Below are 14,712 nucleotides of genomic sequence, written 5' to 3' on the forward strand. Positions count from 1 at the left end.
GGACGCTCTGAGGGCCTTACGCGGTCGCCGGCGCGTACGCGTGCGCGGGCTCCTCCCCGCGCAGCAGCCGGGCGATGTCCTCCACCAGGGTCCCGGCCAGCTCCTCCCGGCTCTCGCCCGTGGCGTCGCCCAGCCGGGGCGTCAGCACCACGTTCGGCAGCCGGGTCAGCGGATGGGCCCGGTCGAGCCACTCCCCTTCGAAGTGGTCGAGCCCTGCGCCGCCCACCCGGCCCCAGCGCAGCGCGTCGACCAGCGCCTTCAGGTCGTGCAGCGCCCCGCGTGAGGTGTTGAGGTAGACGGCGCCCTGGCGCATCGCGCCGAACTCGGGGTAGCCGAAGAAGCCCCTCGTCTCGGCCGTGAGCGGTAGGTGCAGCGACACCACGTCGGCCTCGTCGAGCAGCGCCGGCAGCGAGTGGGTGGCCTCGGGCACGAACGGGTCGCAGACGATCACCCGCATGCCCAGCCCCTCGCAGCGCCAGCGCAGGGCCCGGCCGACGCGGCCGAGGCCCACGATGCCGATGGTCCTGCCGCTCAGCCGGCGGCCCCTGTGGCGCTGTGCGGGCGGGACCCGGCCCTGGTAGACCCGGCCGCGCCGCACCTCCCGGTCGGCCATGACGATGTTCCTGCTGACGGCGAACAGCAGGGCCAGCGTCAGCTCGGCCACCGCCTCGGGATCGCGGGCGGGAGCGTGCAGGACGGTCACGCCGCGTTCGGCGGCCAGGTCCAGATCCACGCTCGCGGGCGGCCCCATGGTGGCCACGACGTCCAGGTGCAGCCCGAGCACCGACGTGCGCACCTGGTCGCCGTCGGTGATGAGCACGGTGGCTCCGGTCTCGATGACCAGATCGGCCAGCTGCTCGTCGGTGTAACCGAGGTTCGGTCGTGCGGGAGCCTCGGTCAGGTCGGCGATCTCGCCCAGGCGGGCGAGCGCGCTCTCCGGCAAGGTGGGCAGTACCAGCGCCCGAGGTCGTCTCACATTTGGACAATAACACCACAGACGGTGCTCAGATCATTGCTCCCCGCGCTGGCGCAGGCTCTGCCATGCGGCCTCGCCCAGACCCTTGATCTCCTCGTCGGTGGGGGTGTGGGCGCCGGCGAACCACAGGCGGCACATCTCCTGCGAGGGGCCCAGCCACAGCACGTAGCACATGGTCGCGTGGACGGGCTGGAGCCGGCCGTTCTTCATGTGCGGCCGCCACCAGTCGGAGACCTGGCGGAAGAACGCGCGCCGCGCCTCGGCCACCTCGGCGCCGCCAGGCTCCTGCTTGCGCGGCGGGCGCTCGCTGATCAGCAGCCGGGCCCGCTCGGGGTGCTCGCCCGCCCAGCGCATGTGGAAGGCGACGATGGCCTCGATGCCGGCGCGGGCGTCGTCGTGGCGGACCAGCTCGGCGAGGAACTCGCGCTGGTAGGCGTCGAGGATCTCGGCGTAGAGGACCCCGAAGACGTGCTCTTTGCTGGCGAAGTGGTGGTAGAAGCTGCCGACGCTGACGCCGCTTTCCTCACGGAGACTGGCCAGGGTGGTGGCGGAGACGCCGTCCTGACTGAAACGGCGGAGTGCGCCCTCGATGATGCGCGTACGGCCGTCGCGTCCGTTCTTGACACTCTTCACACGGTCAATGGTGTGCTACCAGAACCTTGTTCCGCAAATAGGCCCGCCTCATCGATCGTAGCGGTCACTTCCACCGAACCCGAACTCACCTTCATCGTGGCCCGCGGCCACAGTCTGCGGATGAGCCTGAGCACCCGCCGGTTCTCGCCCAGCACGTCCATGCCCACGGTCTTCGCGCCCTTCACCGAGGCCCTCAGCAGCAGCGCGGCGATCAGCTCGGGGCCGAGCCCGCGCCCCTGCCACGCGTCGGTCACCACCACGGCGATCTCCACGTCGGCGCAGCCGCCCCGGTAGCTCATGGCATGGCCGATGATCTCCCCCTCGCCGGTGGTCACGACCAGCGCGTCGCGGCGGTCGTCCACCGCCAGCAGCGCCCGCACCAGCGGGGCGGCGGGGACGGTGACGCCGGTGAAGAACCGGAGCGTCTGCGTGTGCAGCGACAACCCCGCCAGGAAGCGCCTGATCCGCTCCTCGTCGTCGGGGCGGGCCGGACGGATCTGGGTTCCACACATAGACCCAGCCTGCCCGGCGAGGCTGAGTCTGTCAATCGAACTCAGGTATACTGCGATGATGAACGTGCCGATCCCTATGGGTCTCCGGGCGGACAACTGCTCGATAGAGCGCACTCTGGACGTCGTCGGAGAGAAGTGGACGTTCCTGGTGCTGCGCGAGGCGTTCAACGGCGTGCGAAGGTTCGCCGACATGCAGTCACTCACCGGCGCCCCCCGCCAGGTGCTCAGCGCGCGCCTGGCCCGGCTGGTCGACGAGGGCCTGCTGCGCAAGGAGCCCTACCGCGAGCCCGGTCAGCGCAAGCGCGACGAATACCGGCTCACCCAGAAGGGCCGCGACCTCTATCCCCTGCTGGTCGCGCTCATGCACTGGGGGGACAAATACCTCGCGGGCGACGAGGGGCCGCCAGTGCTGCTCACCCACCGCGACTGCGGCGCGCCGATCGAGCTGCGCTTCCGCTGCGCCGACGGCCACGAGGTGGGCGGGCCGCGCGAGGTGACGCCGGTGCTCGGCGAGGGCTCCGACCGCAGGAGCGCCTGAGCAGGTCGCGTTCGGGACCACCGGCCCCGGTGCCTAACCTTGGAGGCGTGTACCGGTTCCTGCTGACGCCCAGATGGCTCGCGCTCCACGTGGTGGTGCTGCTGGTCATCCCGGCCTTCGTGTTCCTCGGGCGCTGGCAGTTCGGGCGCTTCGAGGAGCGCTCGGCCAACAGCGAGCGGGTCACCGCCAACATCGAGGCCGCGCCCGTGCCGCTGGAGCGGCTGGCGGCGCTCGGGCGGCCGGTCAAGGAGGACGACCGGTTCAGGAAGGTCACGGTCGCGGGCACGTACGACCAGGGCCACGCCCTCGTCGTGCGCCGCCGCCCGCAGGAGGGCCGCAACGGCTACTACGTGCTGACCCCGCTCGTCACCGGCCCGGGCACGGCCGTGATCGTGAACCGGGGCTGGGTGCCGGCCGGCGCCACCGCCGACGCCGCGCCCGAGGTGCCGGCTCCGCCGGCCGGGCAGGTAACTGTAACCGGACGGCTACGGCCGAGCGAGACCGAGGAGTCCAGCGGCATCAGGGAGCGGCCCGGGCTGCCGCCGGGCCAGGTGCTGCTGATCAACGCCGGGAAGATCGGCCAGGGGCTCCCGTACCGGCTGGTGGACGGCTACGTCGAGCTCACCGAGCAGCGGCCCGAGGCGAGTGCGGCGCCCGCGCCGGTGCCCGCGCCCGACGTCGGGTCGGGCGGCGGGCTCAACCTCGCCTACGGCGTGCAGTGGTGGCTGTTCATCGGGATCGCGGTGGGGGGCTGGATCCTGCTCATCCGGCGCGAGGTGGCCGAACGGAAGGCGCAGGAGGGGCAGGAGGCACCTGTCGCCTCGAACGCGCCCACGGCCGCCAATTAATGTGTGGAGGGTGATCCGCCACATTGAGTTCACCAATCTCTGCAACTTCCGCGACATAGGTGGATATGCCACCCAAGACGGGCGCACCGTCAGGTGGCAGCGGCTCTACCGGGCCGACTCGCTCGGCTGGCTGGACGGAGACGATCTGACGACCTTCCGGGCGCTGCGCGTACGCAGTGTCATCGACCTGCGGCACGCGTACGAGGTCGAGAAGGCCGGGCGGGTCCCCGAGAGCGAGGGACAGCACTACCAGAACCTGCCGATCGAGGGCCGCCGCTGGCAGAAGGACCTGTTCGACGAGGAGCTCGGCGTCGCCCGCTACCTCGCCGACCGCTACCTGGAGATCAGCGAGGACGGCGTACAGAACCTCAGGACCGCGCTTGAGACGATCGCGCGCTCCGACAACGCCCCCGTGGTCATCCACTGCGCCGCCGGGAAGGACCGCACCGGCGTGCTGGCCGCGCTGGTGCTGTCGCTGGCGGGGGTGAGCGAGAGCGACATCGTGGCGGACTACGCGCTCACCGGGCTGGCCACAGAGCGCTTCGTGGCCGACTGGACCAGACGGCATCCGGGCGCGCCACTGTGGCCCGGATTCGGGCTCGCGCCGGCGGAGGCGATGCGGCATTTCCTCACCGATCTCACCGCGCGGCACGGCTCGATCGAGCAGTACGTACGCCAGGAGCTCCAGCTATCCTCCACCACGATAGCCGAACTTCGCGCCCATCTGCTGACTGATCAGGCGAAGGAGGGGTAGTGGCCCACCGGGTCCGTCCTGCGCGATCGGGCCTTCCCACTCCCGGGATCGCCAGCCATCCCCCTCCCGGCGGTCCCGGGTCAACCCTCTCGGAGACCCAACGGATACGTCGCAGCTTGTTCGACGTTATCCGGCCGTCGTACGGTTACGTGCGTGACTACGCCGCTGCTCCCCGACCCTGACCCCAGGCGGCGCGACTATGTGATCATCTCAGCTGACGATCACCTGATCGAGCCGCCCGACCTGTTCGAAGGCCGGCTGCCCGAGAAATACGCCGAGGCCGCGCCCAAGGTCGTGGAGACGGAGGCGGGTCACCAGGTCTGGCGCTACAGCGGCGCCACCTACCCGTGCGCCGGCATCGACGTGGGCGCCGGGCTCCCCCGTGAGCAGTGGACGCTCGACCCCGTGCGGTTCGAGCAGATGCGTCCCGGATGCCACGACATCGAGGCCCGCGTCCAGGACATGGAGACCGCGGGCATCTGGGCCGCGCTCTGCTTCCCCGGCATGCTGGCCGGGCAGTCCGGCATGCCGTTCGCCAGGACTCGCGACCAGGAGCTCGGCCTGGCCCTGGTCAAGGCGTGGAACGACTGGCACATCGAGGTCTGGGCGGGCACCTACCCCGAGCGGATCATCGGCCTGCAGCTCCCGTGGCTGCCCGATCCCGACGTGGCCGCCAAGGAGATCAGGGCCAACGCCGCCAGGGGTTTCAAGGCCGTGGTCTTCCCCGAGTTCCCCACGCGGCTGCGGCTGCCCTCGATCCACTCGGGCCACTGGGACCCGTTCTTCGCCGCCTGCGAGGAGACCGGCACCGTGGTGTGCCTGCACACCGGCGACGCGTCGTGGTCGCCCGTGCCCTCGCCCGACACGCCCATCGAGGCCATCACCACGCTGATGCCGACCAGCGCCATGTTCGCCTGCGCCGACTGGCTGTGGTCGGGGCTGCCGCTGCGCTTCCCGTCGCTGCGCATCCTCATCGTCGAGGGCGGCGTGGGCTGGCTGCCGATGCTGGCCGAGCGCGCCGACTACGCCCTCGACCACCCGGTCGCCGGCGAGGCGCAGTGGGAGGGCGGGCTCAAGCCCAGCGAGGTGCTGCGCCGCAACTTCTTCTTCGGCACGCTCGACGACCACGCGCTGTCGGGCGTGCGGCTCGCCGTCGGCCTCGACCACGTGCTGCAGGAGAGCGGCTATCCCCACTCCGACTCCACCTGGCCCGACACGCAGCAGTCGGTCGCCCGCAACCTCGGCACGCTGCCGCCCGCCGACATCGCCAGGGTCGCCTACGGCAACGCCGCCCGCCTGTTCGGGCATCCGCTGCCGTCACGCGCCTGGCTGCGGATGGAGGAGATCTAGCCTCCCTCCACCTGTCCCTTCACCGGGGCCTGGATGACCGTGTGCTCATGGTGCACATAACGCCCGCTCTCACCGAGCAGCGAGGCCATGAGCCACAGGAACACGCCGAAGTCGTCGGCCACCCCGATCAGCATGAGGAAGTCGGGGATCACGTCGATCGGTGAGACGAGGTAGACCACGCCCATGCCCATCAGGGCGAGCTTGCCCTTGCCCATGCCGGTGTACTGGCCGCGCATCACCGCGCCGACCATCCGCGGGATGGCCCGGACCCTGGTCATCAGTTTGGGCGACCCGGGCTTGGTCACCTCGCGGTAGGTCTTCCACGCCGCCGCCGCCCGTGCTGCCTTCGCCATCATGTGCTTCCCCCTACCCCCGGCTCTTCACGACATAACGCGTCGAAAGGGCCAGGGGTTCCTGCCCTGGAAAAGTGCCACAGGCCCGATCAGCCCGGGCTGTCTAGGGAAGGGCCGCGTGTTCGAACGGCCTGGCCCGCTCGATCTGCGCCGCCACCCGTACCAGCAGGTCCTCCCGGCCGGCGGCGGCCACGAGCTGCACCCCCACCGGCAGCCCCGCGCCGGTCCTGTGCAGCGGCAGCGACACCGACGGCTGGCCCGTCGCGTTGAACGGCGAGGTGTAGGCCACCGCCCGCGTGGTCCGGCCGAAGGCGGTGCTGAGGTCGTCGGGCGGGATCCAGCCCAGCGGGAACGGCGCCACGCCCAGCGACGGCACCACCAGCAGGTCGTGTCCCTCGCTCCACCAGGCGGCCATGCGGCGGCGGAAGCCGTCCAGCCACTGCAGCGACAGGATGTGGTCGGCGGCGCCGCGCTCGCGCCCCGCCTGCGCCATGGCGGCGTTGCGCACCTCCAGCTCCTCCGGCCGCACCGGCTTGCCGCGCAGCTCGCCCAGACCGGCCACGTGGGCGGCCAGGTTGCCGGCCACGACCGCCCCGAAGTGACGGGGGAAGGCGGGCTCGCCGAGCGCCTCAGGGCCGCCAGGGGCCACGTCGTGGCCGAGCGACTCCAGCAGCGCGGCGGTCGCGGTGACGGCCTCGGTCAGCTCGGGCTCCGGCGGCACGTCGCCCCTGGGGTGCGTGGTGAGGAACCCGATCCGCAGCCGTCCCGGCTCGCGGCCCACCTCGTCGGCGAGGCTGCCGGGCAGGGCGGGAGCGGTGTACGGGTCGCCAGGGCGGAAGCCGGAGATCAGGTCGAGCGCCGCCGCGGCGTCCCTGACGGTCCTGGTGACGAAGCCGGGGGTGGAGAACCCGCTCCACCCCTCCCCGAGGGCCGGTCCCAGGCTGACGCGGCCCCGCGCCGGCTTGAGCCCCACCAGGCCGCACATGGAGGCGGGGATGCGGATCGACCCGCCGCCGTCGCTGGCCGTGGCCAGCGCGACCATCCCGGCCGCCACCGCCGCGGCCGAGCCGCCGCTGGAACCGCCCGCCGAGTACGCCGGATCGTACGGGTTCCGCGTCGCCCCGAACGCCACCGGCTCCGTGGTGATCGTGCTGCCGAACTCCGGGGTGTTGGTCCGCCCGAGCAGCACGAAGCCGGCCTCGCGCAGCCGTACGACGCCGTGGTCGTCACCGGCGTCCTCGACGCCGTCGCGTACCGCCGAGCCCGCGCTGTACGGCTCGCCCGCCTCCCGCCAGCCCAGGTCCTTGAGCAGGATCGGCACCCCGCGGAACGGCGCCCCGGCCGGGATGGCGTCGATCTCGGCCAGCGCGCGCTCGAAGCGGCGGTGGACGACCGCGTTCAGCTCGCCGTCGGCGGCCTCGATGCGCGCGATGGCGGCCTCGGCGAGCTCGCGCGCCGACACCTCACCCCGCCTGACGGCCTCGGCCTGCCCGATCGCGTCCAGTCTGAGCAACTCGTTCATGTTCACCTCCCCGTTCACCGCTCCGGAGCCAGTTCGCGTACCGCCTGGTCGATGGGGACATCGCCGCCCGGGATGGGGGCGAGTACGGGGGTGTCGAGACCGTTGGCCACGTATTCGCTGATCCTGGCCCGGCAGGTGGCGGCGTCGCCGTGGACGACGAGGGAGTCGACCACCTCGTCGGGAATGGCCTTGAGCGCCGCCTGCCGGTCTCCCGCCGCCCACGCCTCGTGCATCGGGCGCAGCACCTCGCCCCGGCCGAGCCAGTCGTGGAAGGCGGCGTACACCGGGACGGTCAGGTAGCTGGCCAGCATCCACCTGGCGGTCGCGCGCACGCGTTCGGTGTCCTCGTCCACGCAGACGAACAGGCGCGCGATCAGCTCGGTATCGGGGCCGATCTCCGCGCGCACCTTGCGTACGTCGGCGGGCGAGAGCCAGTTGGTGATGGCGCCGTCGGCCTCCTCGGCGGCCAGGCGCAACATCCTCGGCCGCAGCGCCGCCAGCACGATCTTCGGCGGCGTCTTCGGCGCCCGTTCCAGCTTGAAGCCCTTGATCTCGAACGTCTCGTACTTCTCCGAGACCTTCTCCCCCGCCAGGGCCCGTTTGAGGAACCGCAGCGTGTCACGGGTGCGCGCGTAGGGCTTGGCGAACGTGCCGGCGTTCCAGCGCTCGACGATCGCCGGCGAGGAGGCGCCGATGCCGAGCGTGAACCGTCCCGGCGCCAGATCGGCCAGCGTCGCCGCCGACATGGCGAGCAGGCCGGGCCCGCGTGTCGAGACCGGCACGATGGCGCTGCCCAGCCGCAGGCCCGGCGCCCACTGCGCGGCCATCGCCAGCGGCACGAAGCCGTCGACGCCGTTGACCTCGGCCGACCACGCATCGGTGTAGCCGAGCTGCGGCAACTGGGCGATCAGATCCTGCGAATTGCTCAGTGAACGGTCGTAGAAGGGGATCGTCATGCCCCAGCTCTGCGTCATGTCCGGCCTCCAGATCGTCGGAGACCAAACCTACCAACCGACCGGTATGCACTCCAGGCGCACAACCCGCTCCAGACGCGGCCCGCTTTAGGCGCGCAACTCGTGAACCGCCGCGATGAAGTCCTTCGTGATCCCGCGCAGGCCCGGCAGGTGCGACAGCCCGACCAGCCGGTCCACCAGCGGCACCGTCACGTCGATCAGGCGGTAGGTGCGCTCGCAGCCCGGCGAGGTGTCGTGCACCCAGAACAGCACCATGCCCATCGACAGCAGCCAGAGCAGCTCGGGCAGCTCCTCGCGCAGCTCGGCGTTCATCCGGTCGCGCGAGCCCTCGACGACCTGCCGGTAGATGGCGATGGACGCCTCACGCGCCGGCGAGGAGTGCTTGCTGAACGGGCTGAGCGGGTTGGTCGGCTCGGCCGCGTGCTTGAAGAACTTCACCGCGAACTCGTGGTACGGCTCCGAGACGCGCACCCACTCGCGCAACACCCCGCTCAACCTGGCCGCGAACGCCTGCTCCGTGGCCAGGAAATCCCGGCAGGCCGCCTCGTGCTCGGCCTGGGCGCGGTCGTAGTACGCCTGGATCAACGCTTCCTTGCTGTCGAAGTAGTAGTAGGCGTTACCCACGGAAACCCCCGCCTCGGCGGCGATGGCACGCATCGTGGTCGCGTCGAAGCCGCGCTCCCTGAACAGTCGCAACGCCGTCTCGACGATGACCTCTCGGGTGCTCTCCGCTCCGCGGTTTCGGGCTTCGGACACGTCCGTCACTTTACGTCGTCGAGCGAGGTTAGGTCATGCAGCCGCACGGTGATCACCGCCACAAGGCAAAGTTGCCCTCGCGGGATGAGTTATCTCCTGTGAAAGGTGGGATTGTCGTTTCAGGCGGAAGGGCTATTTCCGCGAAAAGGCATCGACATGTGGATACGTGGAACTGTGCGGCTGATCGTGGTCGCGCTCCTCGGCATTGAGATCACCATAATCGCGCTGGCCTCGGCCGCCTCCGCCGCCACCCACCCCGAAGGGTCACCGGTCCAGGGCAGCTTGTACGAGGTCGGGCAGCACACATGGGAGGACGCCCCTGCGGTGGCCGCCGTCTTCGCCGACCCGTACGAGGTGGGGCCGCATCAGGCCGACGCCTGGGTCCTCGATCGGTTCGCACTCGGCCGGGAGAAGCTCGATGCCAGGCGTGGCTGGCCCAGGCTCGGCACCCGCCGGCCCGCGGCCCGTACACACTCGCTCATGGACGGATCCCGTACGGACGCGCCGCGTCTGAACAGGCGCCGTACGGACTCGCCACTCCTGGACTCTCGTACGGACTCGCCACTCATGGACGGGCCCCGTACCGACCAGGCACATGTGGACCGGACGGACGACTGGACGGACGACTGGACGAACACTGACGGGGCGCACGAGGGCTGGGACGACCTGGACCGGGTCCTTCCTGACCGGTCGTGGGCGGCGTTCGAGCACCGGCCGGCCGCCGACGCGCTGGTTCGCCCGCGCAAGGACGTGGCCCGCGCCGAGAAGGCCAGGACGCGGTCCTCGGCCACGAAGGCGGCCAAGCGCCACGTACGCACCGGAGTGGCCAAGATGCCCCGTACGCGGTCCCACGTCGCCCACAGGCGCGCTCAGGTCGATCTGACGCGGGTCCTGCCGCGCACGGCCGCCGTGCACATGTCGCACGCGACCGCCCAGGGCTGGCTGGACAGCGCCGGGCTGCGGACGCGGTCGACCGGCAACTGCACCAGCAAGCACAAGCACCACTGCACGTCACTCGACCGGGTGCGGACCGGGACCATCGCCAAGGTGATCCAGCTGAAGCGCGAGAGCGGCTGCCCGATCATGGTGACCGGCGGCACCGAGCGGGGCCACGCCTCGGGCCACTTCAGCCACGGGAACGGCTACAAGCTCGACATCTCCCACAATGCCTGCATCGACCGGCACATCACGAAAAATCATGAAAAGGTCGGGGTGCGGAGCGACGGAGCCCGGATCTACAAGTCAGACTCCGGCACCACGTTCTACGACGAGAGCGACCACTGGGACATCCTCTTCCGGTGACAGAGCCCGCCGTCCGTGCCCCGCACACAAGTGTGGCGCCGCACGGACCGCACGGCGCCACAACTCGGACATTCTCTAGAACTCGGCCGCCACCAGCTCGGCGATCTCCGCCGCGTTGAGCGCCGCGCCCTTGCGCAGGTTGTCACCGCAGACGAACAGGTCGAGCGTGTTGGGGAAGTCGATCGCCTGACGGACACGGCCCACGTAGGTCGGGTCGGTGCCGACCACGTCGATGGGCGTCGGGTAGACCCCGTTGGCCGGGTCGTCCATGAGCACCACCGTCGGCGCCGCCTCCAGCACGCGGTGCGCCTCGGCGACCGTGATCTCGCGCTCGAACCGCGCGTGCACGGCCAGCGAGTGCGTGGTGATCACCGGCACGCGGACGCAGGTCGCGGAGACCTTCAGCTCCGGAATGCCGAGGATCTTGCGGGACTCGTTGCGCAGCTTGAGCTCCTCGGAGGCCCATCCGTCGGCCTTGGCGGAACCCGCCCACGGCACCACGTTGAACGCGATGGGCGCGGGGAACGGCGACTCCTCCGGCAGCTTGTTGGCCAGCACCTTGCGTACGTCACCGACGCTCTGCCCGATCGTACGGTCGCCCGCCAGCGCCTCGATCTCGTCGTAGAGCCGCGCAGAACCCGCCACCCCGGCCCCTGACACCGCCTGGTAGGAGGCGACGACCAGCTCGGTGAGGGTGAACTCGGCGTGCAGCGCGCCCATGGCCGCCATCATCGACAGCGTGGTGCAGTTGGGGGTCGAGATGATGTTGCGCGGCCGGTCGCGCGCGTCGAGGGGGTTGACCTCGGGTACGACCAGCGGCACGTCGGGCTCCATGCGGAACGTGCCCGACTTGTCGATGGCGATCGCGCCGCGCTCGGCCGCGATCGGCACCCAGACGGCCGACACCTCGTCGGGCACGTCGAAGATGGCCACGTCGATGCCGTCGAACACCTCGGGCGCCAGCGCCTGCACCACAACGTCCTCATCGCGTACGCGCAGCACCTTGCCCGCCGAACGCGGCGAGGCGACGAGACGGATCTCGCCCCAGATGTCCGCCCGCGTCGACACGATGTCGCGCATGACGGTGCCCACGGCGCCGGTCGCGCCGATCAGAGCCAGACTCGGCCTCTTGCTCATCGTCCTGAACCTCCGTACACCACGGCTTCGACCTGGTCGGCGTCGAGATTGAAGGCCCGGTGGGCGGCCGCCACGGCCGCGTCGACACCGTCCTGCTCGACGACCACTGAGATGCGGATCTCCGAGGTGGAGATCATCTCGATGTTGACCCCCGCGTCGGCGAGGGCCGCGAAGAACGTCGCGGTGACGCCGGGGTGCGAGCGCATGCCCGCGCCGATCAGCGACACCTTCCCGATCTGGTCGTCGAACAGCAGCGACTCGAACCCGATCGTGGGCTGGATCTTCTTCAGCGACGTCAGGGCCGTCTGGCTGTCGGCCGTGGGCAGCGTGAAGGAGATGTCGGTGCGGCCCGTGGCCGCGGCCGAGACGTTCTGCACGATCATGTCAATGTTGATCTCGGCGTCGGCCAGCGTTTTGAAGATCGAGGCAGCCTCGCCGACCTTGTCGGGGACCCCGACAACAGTGATCTTGGCCTCGCTCCGGTCGTGCGCGACGCCGGAGATGATCGGCTGCTCCATCTCGGTTCCTTCGGTGTAAGGGTCGGAGACGACCCACGTGCCTTCCTTCATGCTGAAAGAGCTGCGTACGTGAATCGGCAGGTTGAAACGGCGAGCGTATTCGACGCAGCGCAGGTGCAGAATCTTCGCGCCGCAGGCCGCCATCTCCATCATCTCGTCGTAAGAGATCTTGGGGATCTGGCGGGCCGCGGGCACGATGCGCGGATCGGCGGTGAAGATGCCGTCGACGTCGGTGAAGATCTCGCACACGTCGGCGTCGAGCGCCGCCGCCAGCGCCACGGCCGTGGTGTCGGAGCCACCCCGGCCGAGCGTGGTGATGTCTTTGGTGTCCTGCGAGACGCCCTGGAAGCCGGCCACGATCGCGATGTGGCCCTGGTCGATCGCCTCCCGGATGCGGCTCGGCGTCACGTCGATGATGCGCGCCTTGCCGTGGGTGGAGTCGGTGATCACGCCCGCCTGCGAGCCGGTGAACGAGCGCGCCTCGTGGCCGAGGTTGGCGATCGCCATCGCCAGTAGGGCCATGGAGATGCGCTCGCCCGAGGTCAGCAGCATGTCGAGCTCGCGGCCAGGAGGCAGCGGCGACACCTGCTCGGCCAGGTCGAGCAGCTCGTCCGTCGTGTCACCCATCGCGGAGACGATCACGACCACGTCGTTGCCGGCTTTTTTCGTCGCGACGATCCGCTGCGCCACCCGCTTGATGCAGGACGCGTCGGCGACGGACGAACCACCGTACTTTTGCACAACGAGTGCCACGAGAGTCTCCCGGTCTGGACTGTGAGGTGCCAGTCTACTTGGGGCCTCTCATGCGCCCGATGGCTCGTACCACTATGTGGGATCGGACGTGGGACCGGACGGTGGGCGCGGACCGGGCGCGCGATCAGACGGTGGTCGCTTCCTCCGCCACGTCGAGCCGCGAGTGCGCGGCCAGGGCCTGCAGCGCGCGCATCGCGGCGCCCGCGTGGTTGCCCCAGGTGTTGAAGTAGGAGTACTGCCACCACCACAGCGCCTCGTGCGGCCGGCCCGCGTGATAGTGGCGCAGCCCGTGGATGAGGTCGGCCGCGACCGCGGTCAGGTCGTCGGACAGCCGGTACGCCGTGACGCCGGTGTCCTTGTACGGGTCGAACACCTCGGCGTAGTCGTCGACCGCCTCCAGCCGCTCGGCCAGCGCCGTGCGCACCCCGTCGATGTCGGGATCCTCGCTCATCGGCGGCTCGTAGTTGCCGGCCAGGATGACGTCCTGGTTGGCGCCGAGTTTGGCCCCCGCCAGGCTCACCTGCGCGACCTCCACCAGCAGGATCGACCAGATGGCGTCACCGCCCTCGCCACCCGCCATGCGGGTCAGGCCGTCCACGTAGTTCTGTGCGTGCGCGGCGATCTCTTCCGCCAGCGTGCTCCACTGGTCAGACATCCAGCAGCCTCCGTCCTTCGAACGCGCGGCCCAAGGTCACCTCGTCGGCGTATTCGAGGTCACCGCCCACAGGCAGACCGCTGGCCAGTCGTGTCACTTTGATGCCCATCGGCTTGACCAGACGGGCGAGGTAGGTAGCCGTCGCCTCGCCTTCGAGATTAGGGTCTGTGGCGAGGATGAGCTCGGTGACACGGCCGTCGGCGAGGCGTGTCATGAGCTCGCGGATGCGCAGGTCATCGGGGCCGACGCCGTCGATCGGGCTGATCGCGCCGCCGAGCACGTGATAAGTGCCCCTGAACTCGCGCGTCTTCTCGATCGCGACGACGTCCTTCGACTCCTCGACCACGCAGATGACATGCGTGTCGCGGCGGGTGTCGCGGCAGATGCGGCACTCCTCCTCGGCGGCCACGTTGCCGCAGACCCGGCAGAAGCGGACCTTCTCCTTGACCTCCAGCAACGCGTGCGCCAGCCGCTTGACGTCGGCGGGATCGGCCGCCAGGAGGTGGAACGCGATCCGCTGCGCGCTCTTGGGACCGACGCCGGGCAGCAGCCCCAGCTCGTCGATCAGGTTCTGGACGACCCCTTCGTACATGCCTAGAACCCTGGCAACTGTCCGAGGCCGCCGCCACCCAGCCCCTGGGCCAGCGGGCCGAGCTTCTCCTGCTGCAGGTCGGCGGCCGCGCGCACCGCGTCGCGAACCGCGGCGATCACCAGGTCGGCGATCGTGTCCGCGGTGTCCTGCGCGTCGCCGGAGTCGATCACGCTCGGGTCGATCTTGAGTTCGAGCAGCTCGCCGGAGCCGTTGACGACGGCCGTGACCAGGCCACCGCCCGATGAGCCCTCGATCTGCGCATCGTTGAGCTCCTGCTGGGCGCTCACAAGCTGCTGCTGCATGAGCTGGGCCTGCTCCAGCAGCTGCTGCAGGTTGACATCCCCTGGGTTCACCGTCGTGCGCTCCTCGTGGCTCCGCGTTCTTGACTGCCACGAGCCTACGGTGTTTGGGCGGCGTCATGTACTGGGGTGTCCCCCTGTTTCCTGCCCGGGCCTCGCCCGGGGTGGTCGCCCCGCCTCCGTGGGCCGTCCCGGACGGGGGATTCCCGCCGCCCGGCACGGCTCTCGCGTCCGCGGTCC

Annotated in this window: 17 protein-coding genes; 5 read left to right on the top strand and 12 right to left on the bottom strand. The window is 70.3% G+C overall.

Going from position 1 to position 14,712, the window contains the following annotated elements; all coding sequences use genetic code 11:
• Nucleotides 1-16 precede the first annotated feature (16 nt).
• The 3 genes from AB0C28_RS01870 to AB0C28_RS01880 are packed head-to-tail and all read right to left on the bottom strand — an operon-like array spanning nucleotide 17 to nucleotide 2,121.
• The gene (locus tag AB0C28_RS01870) at nucleotides 17-976 is read right to left on the bottom strand and encodes an NAD(P)-dependent oxidoreductase (protein WP_358072736.1); all 960 of its coding nucleotides are present in this window, start codon (nucleotides 974-976) and stop codon (nucleotides 17-19) included.
• Between the two features lie 33 nt (nucleotides 977-1,009).
• Nucleotides 1,010-1,609 carry a TetR/AcrR family transcriptional regulator gene (locus AB0C28_RS01875; RefSeq protein WP_357839916.1) on the bottom strand — a complete coding sequence of 200 codons (600 nt, stop codon included), beginning with the start codon at nucleotides 1,607-1,609 and terminating at the stop codon, nucleotides 1,010-1,012.
• Nucleotides 1,606-2,121 carry a GNAT family N-acetyltransferase gene (locus AB0C28_RS01880; protein ID WP_357839913.1) on the bottom strand — a complete coding sequence of 172 codons (516 nt, stop codon included), beginning with the start codon at nucleotides 2,119-2,121 and terminating at the stop codon, nucleotides 1,606-1,608. Before AB0C28_RS01880 ends, AB0C28_RS01875 begins: the two co-directional genes overlap by 4 nt.
• Before the next feature lie 58 nt (nucleotides 2,122-2,179).
• Between AB0C28_RS01880 and AB0C28_RS01885 the strand changes: the two genes are divergently transcribed.
• The 4 genes from AB0C28_RS01885 (at nucleotide 2,180) to AB0C28_RS01900 (ending at nucleotide 5,611) form a co-directional block, all read left to right on the top strand.
• Nucleotides 2,180-2,659: a helix-turn-helix domain-containing protein gene (locus AB0C28_RS01885; RefSeq protein WP_357839910.1), complete on the top strand. Its 480-nt coding sequence runs from the start codon at nucleotides 2,180-2,182 to the stop codon at nucleotides 2,657-2,659.
• Between the two features lie 47 nt (nucleotides 2,660-2,706).
• Nucleotides 2,707-3,507, top strand: coding sequence for an SURF1 family protein (locus AB0C28_RS01890; protein WP_358072738.1), 801 nt, complete (start codon nucleotides 2,707-2,709; stop codon nucleotides 3,505-3,507).
• Nucleotides 3,508-3,517: 10 nt separating this feature from the next.
• Nucleotides 3,518-4,261, top strand: coding sequence for a tyrosine-protein phosphatase (locus AB0C28_RS01895; RefSeq protein WP_357839903.1), 744 nt, complete (start codon nucleotides 3,518-3,520; stop codon nucleotides 4,259-4,261).
• A 153-nt stretch (nucleotides 4,262-4,414) separates the two neighbouring features.
• Nucleotides 4,415-5,611, top strand: coding sequence for an amidohydrolase family protein (locus AB0C28_RS01900; RefSeq protein WP_358072740.1), 1,197 nt, complete (start codon nucleotides 4,415-4,417; stop codon nucleotides 5,609-5,611).
• Here the strand turns inward: AB0C28_RS01900 and AB0C28_RS01905 are convergent.
• The 4 genes from AB0C28_RS01905 to AB0C28_RS01920 all read right to left on the bottom strand — a co-directional run bounded on the left by AB0C28_RS01905 (nucleotide 5,608) and on the right by AB0C28_RS01920 (nucleotide 9,216).
• Nucleotides 5,608-5,967, bottom strand: a complete 360-nt coding sequence (locus AB0C28_RS01905) for a YkvA family protein (RefSeq protein ID WP_357839897.1) — start codon at nucleotides 5,965-5,967, stop codon at nucleotides 5,608-5,610. The two genes, AB0C28_RS01900 and AB0C28_RS01905, sit on opposite strands and share 4 nt — an antisense overlap.
• A gap of 100 nt (nucleotides 5,968-6,067) precedes the next feature.
• Complete coding sequence (locus AB0C28_RS01910; RefSeq protein WP_357839894.1) at nucleotides 6,068-7,486, bottom strand: amidase family protein; 1,419 nt, start codon at nucleotides 7,484-7,486, stop codon at nucleotides 6,068-6,070.
• A gap of 14 nt (nucleotides 7,487-7,500) precedes the next feature.
• Entirely contained in the window at nucleotides 7,501-8,460 is a 960-nt protein-coding gene (locus AB0C28_RS01915; protein WP_357839891.1) for an LLM class F420-dependent oxidoreductase, read from the bottom strand.
• Nucleotides 8,461-8,547: 87 nt separating this feature from the next.
• Nucleotides 8,548-9,216 (bottom strand): TetR family transcriptional regulator, encoded by a 669-nt coding sequence (locus AB0C28_RS01920; protein WP_346101640.1) that lies wholly within the window; start codon nucleotides 9,214-9,216, stop codon nucleotides 8,548-8,550.
• A gap of 156 nt (nucleotides 9,217-9,372) precedes the next feature.
• On the opposite strand from AB0C28_RS01920, the gene AB0C28_RS01925 reads away from it, so the two are divergent.
• The gene (locus AB0C28_RS01925) at nucleotides 9,373-10,518 is read left to right on the top strand and encodes a hypothetical protein (RefSeq protein WP_358072742.1); all 1,146 of its coding nucleotides are present in this window, start codon (nucleotides 9,373-9,375) and stop codon (nucleotides 10,516-10,518) included.
• 75 nt (nucleotides 10,519-10,593) lie between these two features.
• On the opposite strand, the gene AB0C28_RS01930 is transcribed toward AB0C28_RS01925, so the two are convergent.
• The 5 genes from AB0C28_RS01930 to AB0C28_RS01950 all read right to left on the bottom strand — a co-directional run bounded on the left by AB0C28_RS01930 (nucleotide 10,594) and on the right by AB0C28_RS01950 (nucleotide 14,526).
• A complete protein-coding gene (locus tag AB0C28_RS01930) occupies nucleotides 10,594-11,655 on the bottom strand; it encodes an aspartate-semialdehyde dehydrogenase (RefSeq protein WP_357839885.1) in 1,062 nt (353 codons plus the stop codon).
• Nucleotides 11,652-12,926 carry an aspartate kinase gene (locus AB0C28_RS01935; protein WP_346101645.1) on the bottom strand — a complete coding sequence of 425 codons (1,275 nt, stop codon included), beginning with the start codon at nucleotides 12,924-12,926 and terminating at the stop codon, nucleotides 11,652-11,654. The genes AB0C28_RS01930 and AB0C28_RS01935 overlap by 4 nt, the downstream gene beginning before the upstream one ends.
• Before the next feature lie 124 nt (nucleotides 12,927-13,050).
• The gene (locus AB0C28_RS01940) at nucleotides 13,051-13,581 is read right to left on the bottom strand and encodes a DUF5063 domain-containing protein (protein WP_106242963.1); all 531 of its coding nucleotides are present in this window, start codon (nucleotides 13,579-13,581) and stop codon (nucleotides 13,051-13,053) included.
• Nucleotides 13,574-14,173, bottom strand: coding sequence for a recombination mediator RecR (recR, locus tag AB0C28_RS01945; RefSeq protein WP_344488129.1), 600 nt, complete (start codon nucleotides 14,171-14,173; stop codon nucleotides 13,574-13,576). The genes AB0C28_RS01940 and recR overlap by 8 nt, the downstream gene beginning before the upstream one ends.
• A 2-nt stretch (nucleotides 14,174-14,175) precedes the next feature.
• Entirely contained in the window at nucleotides 14,176-14,526 is a 351-nt protein-coding gene (locus AB0C28_RS01950; RefSeq protein WP_192788958.1) for a YbaB/EbfC family nucleoid-associated protein, read from the bottom strand.
• Nucleotides 14,527-14,712: the final 186 nt, after the last annotated feature.

The sequence above is a fragment of the Nonomuraea sp. NPDC048892 genome, from assembly GCF_040649735.1.
In the GTDB taxonomy this organism is placed as follows: Bacteria; Actinomycetota; Actinomycetes; order Streptosporangiales; family Streptosporangiaceae; genus Nonomuraea; species Nonomuraea maheshkhaliensis.